The organism is Rhodococcus ruber NBRC 15591 (genome assembly GCF_001894945.1).
In the GTDB taxonomy this organism is placed as follows: Bacteria; Actinomycetota; Actinomycetes; order Mycobacteriales; family Mycobacteriaceae; genus Rhodococcus; species Rhodococcus ruber.
Genome location: NZ_BCXE01000010.1, coordinates 135,387 through 151,347, shown reverse-complemented (window position 1 = coordinate 151,347; position 15,961 = coordinate 135,387). Strand labels below are relative to the sequence as shown.

The 15,961-nt window shown below is 72.3% G+C and carries 19 protein-coding genes and 1 tRNA gene; 9 read left to right on the top strand and 11 right to left on the bottom strand.

Annotation, left to right across the window (positions count from 1 at the left end; all coding sequences use genetic code 11):
• Positions 1 to 19 precede the first annotated feature (19 nt).
• A complete protein-coding gene (locus RR3_RS07435; protein ID WP_017679470.1) occupies positions 20 to 382 on the bottom strand; it encodes a GntR family transcriptional regulator in 363 nt (120 codons plus the stop codon).
• A 114-nt stretch (positions 383 to 496) separates the two neighbouring features.
• On the opposite strand from RR3_RS07435, the gene arsC reads away from it, so the two are divergent.
• Positions 497 to 844 carry an arsenate reductase (glutaredoxin) gene (gene arsC / locus RR3_RS07430; RefSeq protein WP_026137470.1) on the top strand — a complete coding sequence of 116 codons (348 nt, stop codon included), beginning with the start codon at positions 497 to 499 and terminating at the stop codon, positions 842 to 844.
• On the opposite strand, the gene arcA is transcribed toward arsC, so the two are convergent.
• Complete coding sequence (arcA, locus tag RR3_RS07425) at positions 841 to 2,073, bottom strand: arginine deiminase (RefSeq protein ID WP_017679468.1); 1,233 nt, start codon at positions 2,071 to 2,073, stop codon at positions 841 to 843. The two genes, arsC and arcA, sit on opposite strands and share 4 nt — an antisense overlap.
• A 115-nt stretch (positions 2,074 to 2,188) precedes the next feature.
• Between arcA and RR3_RS07420 the strand changes: the two genes are divergently transcribed.
• Positions 2,189 to 2,656 carry a heme-binding beta-barrel domain-containing protein gene (locus tag RR3_RS07420; protein ID WP_010592996.1) on the top strand — a complete coding sequence of 156 codons (468 nt, stop codon included), beginning with the start codon at positions 2,189 to 2,191 and terminating at the stop codon, positions 2,654 to 2,656.
• Between the two features lie 3 nt (positions 2,657 to 2,659).
• Here the strand turns inward: RR3_RS07420 and RR3_RS07415 are convergent, their stop codons facing one another.
• Positions 2,660 to 3,277: a response regulator gene (locus RR3_RS07415; protein WP_017679467.1), complete on the bottom strand. Its 618-nt coding sequence runs from the start codon at positions 3,275 to 3,277 to the stop codon at positions 2,660 to 2,662.
• Positions 3,274 to 4,455: a sensor histidine kinase gene (locus RR3_RS07410; RefSeq protein WP_064065653.1), complete on the bottom strand. Its 1,182-nt coding sequence runs from the start codon at positions 4,453 to 4,455 to the stop codon at positions 3,274 to 3,276. Before RR3_RS07410 ends, RR3_RS07415 begins: the two co-directional genes overlap by 4 nt.
• A gap of 112 nt (positions 4,456 to 4,567) precedes the next feature.
• On the opposite strand from RR3_RS07410, the gene RR3_RS07405 reads away from it, so the two are divergent.
• Both RR3_RS07405 and RR3_RS07400 read left to right on the top strand, forming a co-directional pair.
• Entirely contained in the window at positions 4,568 to 5,638 is a 1,071-nt protein-coding gene (locus RR3_RS07405; RefSeq protein ID WP_064065654.1) for an ABC transporter permease, read from the top strand.
• Positions 5,639 to 5,673: 35 nt separating this feature from the next.
• On the top strand, positions 5,674 to 6,336 hold the full coding sequence (locus RR3_RS07400; protein WP_010593000.1) for an ABC transporter ATP-binding protein: 663 nt from the start codon (positions 5,674 to 5,676) through the stop codon (positions 6,334 to 6,336).
• 3 nt (positions 6,337 to 6,339) lie between these two features.
• Here the strand turns inward: RR3_RS07400 and RR3_RS07395 are convergent, their stop codons facing one another.
• The 3 genes from RR3_RS07395 to RR3_RS07390 all read right to left on the bottom strand — a co-directional run bounded on the left by RR3_RS07395 (position 6,340) and on the right by RR3_RS07390 (position 7,642).
• On the bottom strand, positions 6,340 to 7,200 hold the full coding sequence (locus tag RR3_RS07395) for an SDR family oxidoreductase (RefSeq protein WP_064065655.1): 861 nt from the start codon (positions 7,198 to 7,200) through the stop codon (positions 6,340 to 6,342).
• 112 nt (positions 7,201 to 7,312) lie between these two features.
• Positions 7,313 to 7,456 (bottom strand): hypothetical protein, encoded by a 144-nt coding sequence (locus tag RR3_RS24845; RefSeq protein WP_155621893.1) that lies wholly within the window; start codon positions 7,454 to 7,456, stop codon positions 7,313 to 7,315.
• A 110-nt stretch (positions 7,457 to 7,566) separates the two neighbouring features.
• Positions 7,567 to 7,642 (bottom strand) — tRNA-Ala (locus RR3_RS07390).
• A gap of 99 nt (positions 7,643 to 7,741) precedes the next feature.
• Between RR3_RS07390 and RR3_RS25265 the strand changes: the two genes are divergently transcribed.
• Both RR3_RS25265 and RR3_RS07380 read left to right on the top strand, forming a co-directional pair.
• Positions 7,742 to 9,391 (top strand): LuxR C-terminal-related transcriptional regulator, encoded by a 1,650-nt coding sequence (locus tag RR3_RS25265; protein WP_282956229.1) that lies wholly within the window; start codon positions 7,742 to 7,744, stop codon positions 9,389 to 9,391.
• Complete coding sequence (locus RR3_RS07380; protein WP_064065657.1) at positions 9,388 to 10,179, top strand: class I SAM-dependent methyltransferase; 792 nt, start codon at positions 9,388 to 9,390, stop codon at positions 10,177 to 10,179. The genes RR3_RS25265 and RR3_RS07380 overlap by 4 nt, the downstream gene beginning before the upstream one ends.
• Before the next feature lie 22 nt (positions 10,180 to 10,201).
• Here the strand turns inward: RR3_RS07380 and sepX are convergent, their stop codons facing one another.
• The 4 genes from sepX to RR3_RS07360 all read right to left on the bottom strand — a co-directional run bounded on the left by sepX (position 10,202) and on the right by RR3_RS07360 (position 14,114).
• Positions 10,202 to 11,050, bottom strand: coding sequence for a divisome protein SepX/GlpR (gene sepX, locus RR3_RS07375; RefSeq protein WP_064065658.1), 849 nt, complete (start codon positions 11,048 to 11,050; stop codon positions 10,202 to 10,204).
• A gap of 225 nt (positions 11,051 to 11,275) precedes the next feature.
• Entirely contained in the window at positions 11,276 to 11,911 is a 636-nt protein-coding gene (locus RR3_RS07370) for a GNAT family N-acetyltransferase (RefSeq protein WP_010593005.1), read from the bottom strand.
• Positions 11,911 to 13,170 carry a molybdotransferase-like divisome protein Glp gene (gene glp, locus RR3_RS07365; protein WP_010593006.1) on the bottom strand — a complete coding sequence of 420 codons (1,260 nt, stop codon included), beginning with the start codon at positions 13,168 to 13,170 and terminating at the stop codon, positions 11,911 to 11,913. The genes RR3_RS07370 and glp overlap by 1 nt, the downstream gene beginning before the upstream one ends.
• A gap of 32 nt (positions 13,171 to 13,202) precedes the next feature.
• Complete coding sequence (locus RR3_RS07360; protein ID WP_003937797.1) at positions 13,203 to 14,114, bottom strand: UTP--glucose-1-phosphate uridylyltransferase; 912 nt, start codon at positions 14,112 to 14,114, stop codon at positions 13,203 to 13,205.
• 61 nt (positions 14,115 to 14,175) lie between these two features.
• Between RR3_RS07360 and RR3_RS07355 the strand changes: the two genes are divergently transcribed.
• The 3 genes from RR3_RS07355 (at position 14,176) to RR3_RS07345 (ending at position 15,934) form a co-directional block, all read left to right on the top strand.
• Positions 14,176 to 14,781: a 5-formyltetrahydrofolate cyclo-ligase gene (locus tag RR3_RS07355; protein ID WP_064065659.1), complete on the top strand. Its 606-nt coding sequence runs from the start codon at positions 14,176 to 14,178 to the stop codon at positions 14,779 to 14,781.
• Between the two features lie 69 nt (positions 14,782 to 14,850).
• Positions 14,851 to 15,147, top strand: coding sequence for an FmdB family zinc ribbon protein (locus tag RR3_RS07350; protein ID WP_017679459.1), 297 nt, complete (start codon positions 14,851 to 14,853; stop codon positions 15,145 to 15,147).
• A 97-nt stretch (positions 15,148 to 15,244) separates the two neighbouring features.
• Complete coding sequence (locus tag RR3_RS07345) at positions 15,245 to 15,934, top strand: RcpC/CpaB family pilus assembly protein (protein ID WP_064065660.1); 690 nt, start codon at positions 15,245 to 15,247, stop codon at positions 15,932 to 15,934.
• The last annotated feature ends 27 nt before the right edge of the window (positions 15,935 to 15,961 follow it).

Here is a 15,961-nt window from a genome sequence, read left to right as displayed (position 1 = left end):
CGGGTGGGTGTCGGTGGTTTCAGGCGCCGCGCAGCGCCGCGACGACGAACTCGAGCACCTCGTCGTCGGACATGCCGAGGGTGCGCAGTTCGCGGACGTAGCCGGTGGCGGCGCGCTGGGCGAGCGTGCGGGTCGGGTCACCGGAATCCGCGACGAACGTGCCCGCCCGGCCCCGCGTCTCGATGATGCCGAGCTGCTCGAGCTCACGGTAGGTCTTGGCCACGGTGTTCGGGGCGATGCCGAGGTGTTCGGCCAGCCCGCGGACGGTGGGCAGCTTGGTGCCGGCGATCAGTTCGTCGCGCCGCACCATCGTGACGATCCGCTGGCGCAACTGCTCGTACGGCGGGACCGGCGAGCCGGGGTCGATGACGATGTCGAGCATCGGGGCGTCCTCAGGTGGGCTGATGGTGCGTCGAGGCTAACAGTGCCGGCCGACCGTTCCCGAATGCGCCGCGGCACCCCCGCACTCGCCCGTGCCGCACGGCAGAATGTGGCCATGGCAACGACCGCGACGATCTACCACAACCCCCGGTGCAGCACGTCCCGCAACACCCTGAAGGTGTTGCAGGAGGCGGGCCTCGAACCGACCGTCGTCAAGTACCTCGAGACCCCGCCGTCGCGCGACGGGCTGCGCAAGCTGCTCGACGACGCCGGCCTGGTCCCGAGCCAGGCGATCCGGCGGAAGGAGTCGCTGTTCGGCGAGCTGAACCTGGCGGATGCCTCCGAGGACGAGTTGCTCGACGCGATGGTGGCCCATCCGATCCTCATCGAGCGCCCGATCGTGGTCACCGACAAGGGCACCGTCCTGGCCCGGCCCGTCGAGAAGGTGCGCGAGATCCTCTAGGTCCCCGCCTCGCCCGCGGTCGGCCGGGCGCGGGCGAGCGGGCAGGACATGCAGCGGGGCCCGCCGCGTCCGGAGCCCAGCTCGGACCCGGCGATGCGCAGCACCTCGATGCCCGCGTCCTCGAGGCGCGTGTTGGTCTCGAGGTTGCGTTCGTAGGCCACCACCACGCCGGGCGCGAGGGCCAGGGTGTTGTTGCCGTCGTCCCACTGTTCCCGTTCGGCGACGACCGGATCGAGGCCGGTGTCGATGACGCGGAGCTTCTCGATCCCCATCGCGTCGGCGGCCGCCTCGAGGAACCCGCGCGGCCCACTGATCCGGACGTCACCGTTCTCCCGGCGGAGAGTGAAGGCCTGCAACGTCTCCCGCACCGCCGGGTACATCACCACGGCGTCGACGTCCACCATCGTGCACACGGTGTCCAGATGCATCGAGGCCCGCTGCTGCGCGATCGGCACCGCCAGCACGGTGTGCGCGAGACCGTCCTCGAAGACGCTCCGAGCGAGCGCTTCCGCACCCGCCGGGGTCGTGCGCTCCCCCACGCCCACGGCCACGACGCCCGGAGCGAGCAGCAGCACGTCCCCGCCCTCGACCGGCGCGGTGTGCGATTCGTAGGCCCGCCGCACCCCCAGGAACCGCGGGTGGAACGCGTAGATCAGGTCGGTGAGCGCCGCCTCCCGGCGCCGGGCCGGCAGGGCCAGGGTGGGGATCGCGACCCGGGGACCGACCCAGAACGACGAGTCCCGGGTGAACAGCAGGTTCGGCAGCGGCTCGATCACGAAGTCGGCACCGTGGTGCATCAACCGCACCAGCGACGGCGCGGCCCCGAGTCCCGCGGCGGGCAGTTCGTCGAACGTCATGCCCGCGACGAGGACGCGGGTGAGGTCCGCGGCGGACATCGCGCGCAGGTGGGCGGCGAGTTCGTGCGCCAGCCCGTGCCCGAGCCGGCGCGGGTCCACCGCGGACGACACCCCCTGGACGCGGGCGGCGCCGCTGACCTCGAGGGTCTCGGTGAGCAGGTCGGACAGGAGCAGCACCTCCACGCCCCGCCCCCGCAGCAGCTCGACGAACGCGTCGTGTTCCTCCTGCGCCCGCGCCACCCAGGGCAGCGCGTCGAACAGCAACTGGTCGTTGTTGCGGGGAGTCAGGCGTTCGAGTTCCGCGCCCGGCCGGTGCATGAGCACCGCTCTCAGCGCCCCCACCTCGGAGTCCACACCCAGCGCAGCGTTCATGGAATAGACCGTAATGCCGCGGGCCGCCTCACGGTGCGCCGAAACTCCCCGAACCCGACCCGGCGTCCATCCGCGGTGGCAGGATCGGCGGTGCCCGACGACCGAGGAGACATTCATGACCGACACCGACCCGCTCGGTGACCTCGCCGACTTCGCCGGCCGCTGGGTGGGCGGCGGCGAAGGCCACTACCCCACCATCGAGGACTTCACCTACGACGAGACCATCGACTTCACCGCCGTCCCGGGGAAGCCGTTCCTGATGTACGTCAGCCGCACGAAGAACCCCGGCACCGGTCAGCCCATGCACACCGAGAACGGCTACCTCCGTCTCGCCGACCACGACGTGGAGCTGCTGGTCTCCCAGCCGACCGGATTCGTCGAGATCCAGCGCTCCCGGCTCACCCAGGGCGTCCTCGACTTCACGCCCGTCCACCTCGAGCGCTCTCCGCACGCCAAGCCGGTGCACGAGCTGCGGCGGCGGTTCGTACTCGACGGCGACGACCTGTCCTACGACCTGTGGATGGCGCACGCGCAGACCCCGCTCACGCACCATCTGCACGCGACGCTGCGACGCGCCGGCTGACCCTCAGAGCAGGCCGCGCTCGCGTGCCGCGGCGACCGCCGCGGTGCGCGAGTCCACACCCAGCTTCGAGAACGCGTGCACCAGATGGGACTTGACGGTGGCTTCGCTCACGAACAGTTCCTTGGCGACGGCCCGGTTGGACAGGCCGCGCGCCACCGCGGCGAGCACCTCGATCTCGCGGGCGCTCAGCTCCACCCGGGGTGTCTGCATGCTGCGGTAGAGACGTTGCGCCACACCGGGATCCAGCACGGTTTCGCCCCGCGCCGCCCGGGTCACCGCGTCGACGAGCACGGCGGGGTCGGCGTCCTTGAGCAGGTAGCCGGCCGCCCCCGCCTCGACCGCGCGCAGAATGTCGGAGTCGGTGTCGTACGTGGTCAGCACCAGCACCTTCGGCGGATCCGGCGCGGCCGCGAGTTCGGCCGTCGCGTCCGCCCCGTCCATCCCGGGTCCGAGCCGCAGGTCCATCAGCACCACGTCCGGGCGGTGCGCGGCGTTCTGGGCGACGGCCTCCTGCCCGGACGCGGCCTCGGCCACCACCTCGAGCCCGGGCTCCGACGCGAGCAGCGCGCGCAGGCCCGCCCGCACGACGGGATGGTCGTCGACGAGCAGCACCCGGATCACGGCAGCATCCGCACGGGCAGCGTTGCGGCCACGGCGGTTCCGTCGCCGGGCGCCGACTCGACGACGACCGCGCCGCCGAGTTCGGCGAGCCGATCCCGCATGGCGGTGAGCCCGAAGCCCCCGCCCGAACCGGCCGCGTCGACGTCGAAACCGGCTCCGTCGTCGACCACGTCGAGCCGGACCTCGTCCGGGGCGTAGGCGAGGGTCACCCGCACGCGGCGGGCCCGCGCATGCAGCCGGACGTTCGCCAGCGCGCTCTGCGCCACCCGCAGCAACGCCACGTCGAATCCCGTGGGCAGCGGCAGCGGTTCACCGTCCACGCGCAGTTCGGCGTCGATGCCGGTGTCACCGCGCAACCGGTCCAGGACGCGGCCGAGGGCTGCCGCCAGCGGCGCGTCGTCGAGGTCGGACGGACGCAGCTTGTCCACGACCCGGCGGGCCTCGACGAGATTGCGCCGCGCGGTCTCCTCGATCCGGCCGAGCAGCGCCGCGGTGTCGCCGCCGGTCCGCAACCCGGCGCGGGCGAGCAGCAGGATCGACGAGAAGCCCTGGGCCAGCGTGTCGTGGATGTCGCGGGCGAGGCGGGCCCGTTCGGCGGTGGCGCCGGTCTCCCGCTGCAACCGCACCAGCTCGTCCTGGGCGTCGAGCAGTTCGCGGTGCGCCGCGGTGAGTTCGGTGAGCAGCGCGTCGCGTTGCTCCGCGTCGCGCACGAGCTGGCGGTAGATCAGGGCCGTGCCGGACGCCACGAGCGCCCCGAACAGGGGCCCGAGCACGGCGGCCGTCGGGTTGGCGGTGCCGTGCCCGATGCTCCCGGCGATCGCGACGGCCGTCAGCGCCGCGGTGGCCGCGATCGCGGCGACCGTGGGCAGCAGATGGAAGCACAGGAAGAACAGCGCGAAGGCGAGCCACACGAAATCCGGCGCGAGCAGCACCAGCGCCAGCCACCCGGCCAGCAGCACCGCCAGCCAGATTCCGCCGCGGGATCCGCGCCGGGCGAACCACAGCCCCGAGACGTACCAGGCGAATTCGGCGCCCGCGAGGACCAGCACCCCCGCCGAGCCGGCACCGCGCAGTGCCCCGACCAGCAGCAGCAGCACGAACAGCGCGTGCTGGCCCAGCTGCATCGCACGCAGCACCGGGACCGTCCCCTCGGGAGGGTGCGGTCGGGCGGTCTGCATTGCACCGACGCTAACACCGCCGACCACGCCGCCGCCTCCTACTTTCGATTGATCCGCGAACCCATCCGCCGAGCGATGCGCGGGCACCGTCGCGCCGGGCACGGTGGAACTCATGTTCCTCGCACTGCGCGATCTGCGCTTCGCCACGGGGCGCTTCGCCGTCATGACGGCGGTGCTCGTCCTGGTCTCGTTCCTCGTCGTCATGCTCTCCGGCCTCACCGCGGGCCTGGGCAACCAGTCGATCGCCGCGATCCGCGGCATCGGCGCCGAGCACTTCGCCCTCGACGGCGGCGGCACCGATCCGTCCGACGTGTCGTTCGGCGAGTCCACCGTCACCGACTCGCAACGCGCCGCACTCGCCGCGCAGCCCGGTGTGGCCGACACCGCCGTGCTCGGGGTCGCGCCCGGTCGCGTCGGGTCGGGCGGACGCGAGGTGGCGGCGGCCCTGTTCGGGGTCGCTCCCGGGTCCTTCGCGGCACCGGCAGGCCTGCGCCCGGCGACGGCGGCCGTCGACGCGCAACTCGCCGCAGACAACGGCTGGTCGCCGGGCACGATCCTGACCGTCGGCGGCCGGGAGGTCACCGTCGCCGCCCTCGTCGAGGACTCCTACTACAGCCATCAGCCCGTCGTGTGGCTCGACCTCGGCACCTGGCGCGACCTGCCCGCGACGGCCGGCGCCGACGGGACCGTGATCGCGCTGCGGACCGGACCCGGGTTCGACGCGCCCACGGTCGCGACCGCGACCGGCACGAGCGTGCTCGACACCTCCGCGACCCTGGACACCATCGGGTCGTACACCTCCGAACGCGGGTCGCTGCTGCTGATGCAGGCCATGCTGCTCGTCGTCGGCGCCCTCGTCGTGGGGGCGTTCTTCACGGTGTGGACCGTCCAGCGCAGCCGGGACATCGCGGTGCTGCGCGCGATCGGTGCCTCCACCTCCTACCTGCTGCGCGACGCCCTCGGACAGGCCGCCGTGGTGCTCGTGCTCGGAACCGGGCTGGGCACCGTCGCCGCCACCGCCGCCGGGGCGGCCGCCGCCACCGTCGTTCCGTTCACGCTGAGCGCGGCCACGACCGTCCTGCCGTTCGTCGCGCTGGTCGGGATCGGCCTCCTCGGTGCCGCGGCGGCCGTCGCCCGCATCGGCTCCGTCGACCCGCTGACCGCGCTCGCCGCGGCCCACTGAGCTGTTCGAGAGATCCGTTCGAGAAAGGCACCACCATGAGCGTGCGGCTCACCGACATCGTCCTCACCTATCCCGACGGCGACGCCACCCTGCGCGTCCTCGACGGCCTGAACTTCCACGCCGAGGCCGGCGAGACGGTCGCCGTCACCGGCCCGTCCGGATCCGGCAAGTCGAGCCTGCTCGCCGTCGCGGGACTGCTCACCGTGCCCGATTCCGGCCGAGTGGTCCTCGACGGCGTGGACACCACGGATCTCGACGCGGCGACGCGGACCCGGCTGCGGCGGGACCGGATCGGCTTCGTGTTCCAGCAGGCGAACCTGCTGCCCTCGCTGACCGCTACGGAGCAGCTCGCGCTGGTCGCGCACCTGAGCGGGCGCCGGATCGACCGGGCCCGCGCCCGCGACCTGCTCGCGGCGGTGGGGCTGACGCAGCAGGCCGACCGCCGTCCCCACCAGCTCTCCGGCGGGCAGCGGCAGCGGGTCGCGATCGCCCGCAGTCTCGTCAACGATCCGGCGGTCCTGCTGGTCGACGAACCGACGTCGGCGCTGGACGCCGACCGCAGCCGCGAGATCGTCGAACTGCTCGAACGCACGGCGCGCGAGCGCGACGTCGCCGTCGTGATGGTCACGCACGATCGGGAAGCGCTGCGGGCGGGAACGCGGTTACGCGAGTTCGCCCTCGACAAGACCTCGGCCTGAGCGTCACCGGCGGGTGCGGACGGCCTCGAGGGTGCGGGAGAAGTAGTTGTTGGCCAGTTGCATCACCACGTTGTACGGCGGGGCGAACTTGCGGGCCCACCAGTAGCCGAAACGCACGTCGAACGACGTGTACACCAGGAAGCGGTTCTTCCGGATCCCGGCGAGGATGCACCCGGCGACCTTCTCCGGCGACGCGGCGTGCCGCTCGAACCGGGCGGTGAGCTTGCGGGCGGCCGGATGGTCGCGGTCCACGCCGACGATCTGCACGGAGTTCACCAGCGGGGTGCGGACCGCACCGGGCACGACGAGCGAGACCCCGATGCGATGCCGGTGCAGGTCGAACCGCAGCACCTCGGACACGCCGCGCAGACCGAACTTGCTCGCGCTGTACGCCGCGTGCCACGGCAGGGCCAGCAGTCCCGCCGCGGAGGAGACGTTGACGAGATGCCCACCGCGGCCGGCCTCGATCATCGGCGGCACGAAGTTCTCGATGACGTGGATCGGGCCCATGAGGTTGACGTCGACCATCTGCTTCCAGTGCCGGTGCTCGAGCGCGTCGACCGTGCCCCACACCGACGTTCCGGCGACGTTGGCGACGACGTCGAGGGCGCCGGCGCGCTCGTGGACGTCGGCGGCGAAGGCGGTGACGGCGTCGTAGTCGGAGACGTCGAGCGCCGCGGCGTGCAGCACCGAGCCCCCACGTTCGCGCACGGTGCGGACCGTGTCGTCGAGACCGTCGGCGGCGAGGTCGGTGAGCACCAGTTCGGCGCCCTCCGCGGCGGCGGCCAGGGCCAGTGCCCGGCCGATACCGCTGGCCGCTCCGGTCACGAGGAACTTCCTGCCCCGCAGGTCCTTGATCGCCATGCCCGCCCCCGCTCTCGTCGTCTGCGGGTCACCTTAGCGCGACGTCTACCGCCGCAGCGCCGCGCAGGCGCCGTGGTGCAAGGAGCGTTCGTCTTCGCGTCCGCGGGGTGAGTCAGAGGCGCTGGGCCATTTCCTCCTGGTACTTGCGGATCGTCTCCTCGATGCCGTCGGCGTCGGCGTCGCGGCCTTCGCTGCGGGCGCTGTCGGCACGTTCGCGGAGCACTCGAATAGCGCGCCGCAACTCGTCGTCACTCATCCTGTGTTCCATGTCACACAGTCTCCCCGACCGCGCGGCTGTTCGGCCCGCAATCGGCGGCACGACATCGACGACGAAAGGCGCCTCCCGGCCCGGGAGACGCCCTTCGGTGGTGGAGCTGAGGGGAATCGAACCCCTGACCTCTTCGATGCGAACGAAGCGCGCTACCAACTGCGCCACAGCCCCGCGGGTTCCGTTCGGAACCGCCCGCAAACTGTAGCAAACGTGCGCGCCGGAGACGAAATTGAGGTATCGGCACAGGTCACGGCGGCGGACAATCGACCTGTGGATGCAGTGCGCCTACGTGGGGACCAGGCCCTGCGGGAGGGTCGGTGGGCCGCCGCGCTGGCCGACCTGACGTCGGTGGCGGCCGCGACCGACGATCCGGCGGCGTGGCTCGGCATCGGCGAGGCGTCGTGGTGGCTCGGGCGCCTCGACGACAGCGTCGCCGCCTGTCGCAGGGCCTACACGACGGCTCTCCGGAGCGGCGACCGGGAGAGCGCGGTTCGCTGCGCGGCGTGGCTGAGCATCAGCTACACGTCCGATTTCGGCAATCGGTCGGTGGCCCACGGTTGGGTCCGCCGGGCGCAGCGACTGCTGCCCGAGGGGGCACCGGGCGCGTTGCACGCCCTGGTGTGGGTGGCACACGCCCACCGCCTGCTCCCGGACGCCGCGGCGGCCGCGCCGTGGGTGGCGCGCGCCCTGGACGCCGCACGCCGATGCGGCGACCGGGATCTCGAACTGGTGGCACTCGCCCAGTCCGGACACGTGGCTGTGGCCCGGGGCGACCTGGAACCCGGATTCGCGCTGCTGGACGAGGCCGCGGCGGCCGCCCTGGGCGATGCGGACCGCCGATTCGACACCGTCGTGTTCGTCTGCTGCGACATGCTCGGCGCGTGTGCGCTCGCCGGCGACACCCGTCGCGCCGGCGAGTGGTGCCGCGTCGCCGAGGACTTCACCTCCCGCCGGGGGTGCCCCTTCCTGTACGTCGAGTGCCGCACCCTCTACGGGGCACTGCTGCTCACCGCGGGCCGCTGGGCGGAGGCGGACCGTCTGCTGACGGCGGTGCTCACGCTCGACGAGAAGGTCTGCCCCGCTGTCCACGCGCGCGCCGTCGCGGCCCTCGCCACGCTCCGGGTCCGGCAGGGGCGGCTCGACGAGGCCCGGGCGATGCTGGACCGATCCCCCCGCCCGACCGCGGAGTTGGACACCGCCCGCGCCGAGGTCGCCCTCGCCGACGGTGACCCCGCAACCGCCCGGCGGCTGCTCGAACGTCGCGGCGCCACGTCCCTGCTGTGCGCCCGGGCCCAGGCGGCCACGGGCGACCTGGACGCGGCGACGGCCACCGCGGCGGCGCTCGACCCCGACGGTCCCGAGGCGGTGGAGGCGGCGGGGCTGACCGCCGCGGCGCGGGGCCGCGTGGTGGCCGCAGTCGATGCCTTCGAGACGGCCGCTGCTCGCTGGGCGGACCGCGCGGCGCCGTTCGAGGCGGCCCGCTGCCTGCTCGAACTGGCCGAATCGGCGATGAACGACGATCCCACCCTCGCGGCCGCACGGGGGCGAACGGCGGTGACGATCTTCCGGGAACTCGGAGCCGTCGCCGCCGCGGACCGCTCCGCGGCCCTGTTGCGGCGTCTCGGGGTGCGCGGCCCCGGCATCCGCGCCACCGCTCGCACCGCCCCGGGCCTCGACAGCGGCCTCACCGCCCGCGAACGCGAGGTGCTGGACCTGCTCGCGGTGGGCCTGACGAATCCGGAGATCGCCGGCCGGCTGTTCGTCTCCCGCAAGACGGTGGCGCACCACGTGAGCCACATCCTCCGCAAGCTCGACATGCGGAACCGCTCGGAGGCCGCCGCGTATGCCGCCGCCCACCCGGAAGATGGGTCAGCTGCCCGATGCGCCGCACCCGGGCGCAGGGCCAACCTCGGGGTATGACGAACACGACCGAGAACTTCGGGATTTCACCGGCGGCCGCGGAGGTGTACGAGTCACGCTTCGTACCCGCGCTCTTCGCGCAGTGGGCGCCACGGCTGCTGGACCAGGCTGCGATCACGACGGGCACACGGGTGCTGGACGTGGCATGCGGAACCGGGATCGTCGCGCGCGTGGCCGCCGACCGGGTAGGGCCGTCGGGCCGGGTCGTCGGTGTCGATGTCAGCGAGGCCATGCTGGCGGTGGCACGCCGGATGTGTCCCGACGTCGAATGGCGCCGGGGTGACGCCGGCGCGCTGCCGTTCGCGGACGGTTCGTTCGATGCGGCGCTGTGCCAGATGGCGCTGATGTTCTTTCCCGATCGTGCCCGGGCGCTGCGCGAGATGCGACGCGTGGCGACGGAGGTGGTCGCCGTGTGTGTGCCGGCCGCGTTGGACGAGCAACCGGCCTACCGGGACTTCGTCGACGTCGCGGTCCGGCACGCCGGTCCGCCCGCGGCGTCTCTCCTGGGCACCTACTGGAGTTGTGGGGACCGCGACGAACTGCGGGGATGGTTCCGCGACGCCGGACTCACCGTCGATCGGTTCACCACGCACACCGGAAGCGCGCGGTTCCCGTCCGTGGATGCGATGGTGGCGACCGAGGTCGAGGGCAGCCCGTTGATCGAACGGATCGACGCCGGCACGTACGAGGCGATCACCTCGGAGGCCCGATCGGTGCTGGCCCGGTTCACCGACCCGGACGGCTCGGTGTCGGCGCCTCTCGTGGCACACATCGTCATCGGGCGCTGAATACTCCCGAGCGGATCGACGGCTACTCGCCGGATGCCCGGCGCACCGGGTAGTCGTCGGCGTCGTAGCGGGGTTCGTACGCCTCGTAGGCGGGTTCGTCGTCCGCGTAGCGGTCCAGGTGCTCGAACACCGGGTCCTCGTCGTCGGCCTCGAGCACGACCGCGCCGGGACGGCGCAGCCGCGCCGGGACGAGACGTAACTCGTCGTCGCTGTGCGACTCGACGCCCAGGCGCGAGCGGTTCAGGCGGGCCATGCGACGACGACGGATCTCCTGTTCGACGCGCACCTGACGACGAAGGTAGACGAGGTAGCCGGCGAGGGCGGCCGTCGCCACCGTGCACAGCCACCACAGCGCCGACGAGACGACGAGGGCGAGGGCGGCGGTCATGATCGCTGCGAACAGCAGGCCGAGCACGGTGCGCTGCCGGAACTCGTAGCGCGCGGCGCGGGCCATGGCGTCGGCCTGGGGATCGAATCCGCCGCGTCCGCGGCGCTGAGGCACGAACTCCCGGGCGGGAGCACGTTCGGGACGGTCGTCGAAGTCGGTGTCGTGGTCGGTGTCGAGCTGTGTGTCCATGCGGTCCTCCGCTGGGTGGCGGTGTCTGCGGTCGTCCACCGTGCGGACGCGACCGGAGTCGTCGCCGGCAGTGGGACGGGCGGAATCCCGACTCGGACGCCAGTGGGGATCGCGGCGATGACCTGCGGCCGGCCCGCGCGGGGCGAGTGGCTCGTCGTCACCTCGGTGCAGAACCCGGGTTGCGAGTGCGGCGTCGGTCGTCTGACGGATACGGGGGCGCTTCGTGACCAGCATCGGCACCAGAACGAACAACCACACGGCGACCAACCCGATCCACAGGAGCGAGTTCGGCATTCGGCGGCCCTCCTCCCAGTCGTCGCCTACCAGTCCGTCGACGCCACTGACCCCGTCAGGTTAGCGGCCCGGAGGCCGTCACCAGGACAGAAACGCCGACTCAGATGACTACAGCTGTCACACGAGTCACGCGAACCATGTGACACTCTCTTCACTCTAGTCACACGCATATACCCACGTGTGGGTATTACTACGCATCGCTACACGTAATCTGCGTTACAGCCGTCAGGCCCAGCCGGCCCGGCCGCCCCGGATCAGCACGTCGGACACGCTGCCGGGTACCTCCTCGACCGTCATGGCGACCAGCAGATGGTCGCGGAAGCGCCCGTCGACGTCGAGGTAGCGCCGCAGCAGGCCCTCCTCGCGGAAACCCACATTGCGCAGCACCGCGCGGCTCGCGACGTTCTCCGGCCGCACCGTGGCCTCGACCCGGTGCAACCCGGCCGGGCCGAAGCAGTGGTCCAACCCGAGCGCCACCGCGGCCGTGGCCACACCCAGGCCGTTGACGTGCTTGGCCACCCAGTAGCCGATCCACGCCGACCGCAGCGCACCGCGCACGACGTTGCCCACGGTGATCTGTCCACAGAACTCCCCATCGAGCTCGATCGCCATCGGCAGCATGTGACCCCGGCGGGCCTCCGCCCGCAGGCTGCGGTACAGCCCGGGCCACACCGTGATGTGATGGCGCATCTCCCAGGGCACGTCCCCGGTGGGCTCCCACGGCTCGAGGTGCGCCCGGTCCCGGATCCGCAGCCGGCTCCACACCGCCGCGTCGCGCAACCGGATCGGCCGCACCGTGACCAGTCCACCGGCAACCCGCAGCGGACCCAGCTCCGCCGGCCATCCCGGATGACGGCTCATCAGCCGCGCTGTCCGAGGAAAGCGACGTCCACCGGATCGCCGGTGCGCACCTCGGTCACCTCCGGATCGATCAGCACCAGACAGTTCGCCTCGGCCAGCGTCGCCAGCAGGTGCGACGACGCGCCCGCCGCACCACCGAGCGCCTGGACCATGTACTCGCCCGTCGCCTCGTCGCGCATCAGCTGCCCCCGCAGGAATCCCTTGCGATCCGGGATCGAGGTGATCGGCGTGACGGTGCGGGCCGTGACGACGCGTCGCATCGGCTGCCGGCGCCCGAGCGCGATACGGATCAGCGGCCGCACCATCACCTCGAACACGACCAGCGCGCTGACCGGATTCCCCGGGAGCAGGAAGGTGGGCACCTCGTCGCGGCCGAGCTGGCCGAATCCCTGCACCGAGCCGGGGTGCATCGCCACCCGCTCCACCTCGAGCTTGCCGAGGTCGGCCAGCGCCTCGCGCACCTCCTCGAGCGCACCACCGCCGACGGCTCCCGCGACCACGACGATCTCGGACCGGATCAGCTGGCCCTCGACCACCTCCCGCAGGCGCTTCGGGTCGGTGCTGGCGATCCCCACGCGGTTGACGTCCGCGCCTGCGTCGCGGGCGGCCGCCGCCAGGGCGTACGAGTTGACGTCGTACACCTGGCCGGGACCCGGGGTGCGGTCCACGTCCACGAGCTCGCCGCCGACGGAGATCACCGACAGCCGGGGACGCGGATGGACCAGCACCTTGTCGCGGCCGACCGCCGCGAGCAGACCGACCTGGGCGGCGCCGATGATCGTGCCGGCCCGGACCGCGACATCGCCGGGCTGGACGTCGTCGCCCGCCCGGCGGACGTACTCACCCGACCGGACGGGACGCAGGACCTTGATACGCGCGCGGCCACCGTCGGTGCGGTCGAGCGGAAGGACGGCGTCGGCGAGGGTCGGCAGCGGCGCCCCGGTGTCCACCCGCACCGCCTGCCGCGGCTGCAGCCGGATCGGCTGACGCGACCCGGCCGAGACCTCGCCCACCACGGGCAGCGTCAACTCGATCGGTTCGCCGTCGTCGCCGATCGCATCGGTGCCCGCACCCTGGACGTCGACGCTGCGCACCGCGTAGCCGTCGATCGCGGCCTGATCGAAGCCGGGCAGGGGCCGCTCGGTGACGACCTCCTCCGCACAGAGCAGGCCCTGCGCCTCGGAGATGGCGACCCGGACCGGCCGGGGCGCCACCGCTGCCGCCGTGACCCTGGCCTGTTGATCCTCGACCGACCGCATACCGCTTCTCGTCCTCCCGACCTGTCGCGCCGTCAGTGCTTCAGGCGCTCGACGAGCCACTCCCGCAGGGAGGGGCCGTACTCCTCGCTGTTCAACGCAGAGTCAACCGCAGCGCGCAGATAGCCGCCGGGATTTCCGAGGTCGTGTCGAGTGCCCCGATGGACCACCACGTGCACGGGGTGACCCTCCTCGATGAGCAGGGCGATTGCGTCGGTGAGCTGCAGTTCACCGCCCGCACCGGGAGTGATCCGGCGCAGCGCGTCGAAGATCGCCCGATCGAGCAGATAGCGCCCGGCGGCGGCGAACGTGGACGGCGCATTCTCGGGCGCCGGCTTCTCGACCATGCCCACGACCTTCAGCACGTCCGGGTTCACGGCGTCGGGCACCTCTTCGACGTCGAAGACACCGTAGGCGCTCACCTGGTCCTTGGGCACGTCGATCGCGCACAGCACCGTGCCGCCGCGCTTGGCCCGCACCCGCTGCATGGTCTCGAGGACTCCGCGCGGCAACACGAGGTCGTCCGGCAGGAGGACGGCGACGGAGTCCTCGTCGGGATCGAGGGCGGCCTCGGCGCACGCGACGGCGTGCCCGAGTCCGAGCGGCTGCTCCTGCACCACCGACTCCACCTCGAGCAGCCCCGGCGCCTTGCGGACCTTCTCGAGCAGGTGGTACTTGCCGCTCTCCTTCAGTTTCGACTCGAGGACCAGGTCCTCGACGAAATGCGCGACGACGCCGTCCTTGCCCGGCGCCGTCACGATCACCAGTCGCTCGGCACCCGAGTCCGCGGCCTCCCCCGCCACGAGCTCGATTCCCGGCGTGTCCACCACCGGGAGGAGTTCCTTCGGCACGGTCTTGGTCGCGGGCAGAAAGCGCGTACCGAGGCCGGCCGCGGGAACCACTGCCGTGCGGAAGTGGCCCGCTGCACCGGTCGCATTGTTCGTCATAGATCCCACCCTAACTTTCGGCTACCACCCGGTAGATAGGTCAGATCCTAAGGTGACGGGTATGAGCGCACTCTCCAAGTCACAATGGCGGGCCCGAATCGTTGCCGCGCGACGGGCCCGTGACGACGAGGAGCGCCGCGGGGAGGACGCCGCCCTCGCCGCGGCGGCACGGTCCCTGGCCCCCGACCGGGCGACGGTGTGCGCCTACGTCCCGGTCGGGTCCGAGCCCGGCGCGCTGTCCCTGCTCGACGCGCTCTGCGAGGCCGGAAACCGGGTGCTGCTGCCGCTCACCCGGGCGGACAGCACCCTGGACTGGGCGCAGTACACCGGGGCCGGTGGGCTCGCACCGGCCGGGTACGGACTGCTCGAACCTACCGGGCCGGCCCTGGGACCGGAGGAGGTGCGCCGCGCGCACACCGTGCTGGTGCCGGCGCTCGCAGTGGACGAGCGCGGCGTGCGACTCGGCCGCGGGGCCGGCTTCTACGATCGGACGCTGCATCTGGCGGCCGCCGACACCGTCCTCGTGGCAGTGGTCCGCGACGAGGAACTCGTACCGGAACTGCCCGAGGATCCCCACGACATCCGGATGGGCTGGGCCCTGACGCCCGGCCGCGGCCTGGTGCCGCTGAACGGGTCGGCCGGGACGGGGAATAGAGAGCCCAGGTAGCGATGTTGGCACTGTCGGCTGTAGAGTGCTAACGCTGCGGTCGCCAACCAACTCGCGGAGGATCCACCGGTGCCCACTTACTCCTATGCCTGTACGTCCTGCGACAACCGTTTCGACATCGTGCAGTCGTTCACCGACGACGCCCTGACGGAATGCAACGAGTGCTCGGGCAAGCTGCGCAAGCTGTTCAATTCGGTCGGCATCGTCTTCAAAGGCAGCGGCTTCTACCGCACCGATTCCCGCAGCGGCGGCAGCACCGCCAGCGAGCCGGCGAAGTCCGACTCGTCGCCGGCCGCATCGTCGTCGAGCAGCTCGTCCTCCAGCACGTCGTCGAGCACCTCGGCTCCGGCCGCAGCCGCGAGCTGACACCGTTCATCCACAAGCGGACGATTCATCCACAGTCCGCCCCTGATCGGCGCTTCGACGGGCCGGCGGGCACGACCGAACCCCTAGGGTTCGGGCCATGCCCGCCGGCCCGTTCTCGTTCCTGCCCCTGCGCAATCCGCTCGACCCTACCCTGGCCGACCGGCTCACGGCGCTGACACGACCCGGCTGGGCGCGCACCGTCGCCGTGCGCCGCGCGATCGCGGCCGGTCTCGTCGGGGTCGCGGCGGTCTCCGCCGTCACCGGCGGCGCGTCGGACGACCGGACCCGCACGGTCGTCGCCGCCCGCGACCTGCGGCCCGGGCAGACCCTCACCGTCGACGACGTCACCGTCGTCGAGCGCGACGCGTCCCAGCTCCCGTCCGGGGCCCTCACCGATCCCGCCGAGGCCCTCGGTCACACCCTGGCCGGACCGGTGCCCGCCGGCGAAGCCCTCGTCGGGGTGCGGATGCTCGGGCCGCGCCTCGCGGCGGCCACCACCGGCGACAGCGCGGCCCGCGTGGTGCCGGTCCGCCTGGCCGACCCCGGCGTCGGGGATCTGCTCCGCGAAGGCGACCTCGTCGACGTCCTCACCGTCGCCGAGGCCTCTGCCCCGTCGGCACCGGAGGTACGGGTGCTGGCGACGGGGGCGACGGTCGTGCTGGCTCAGGGAACGGACGAGACGAACAACCGCGGAGAGAAGGTGGTGCTGCTCGCGCTGCCGCCCGAGCCGGCGACAGCCGTGGCCGCGGCCTCACTCGTCAGCGCACTGACGGTGACCTTGCACTGAGCTGAGTCGGACGCCGTCCCCGCATTT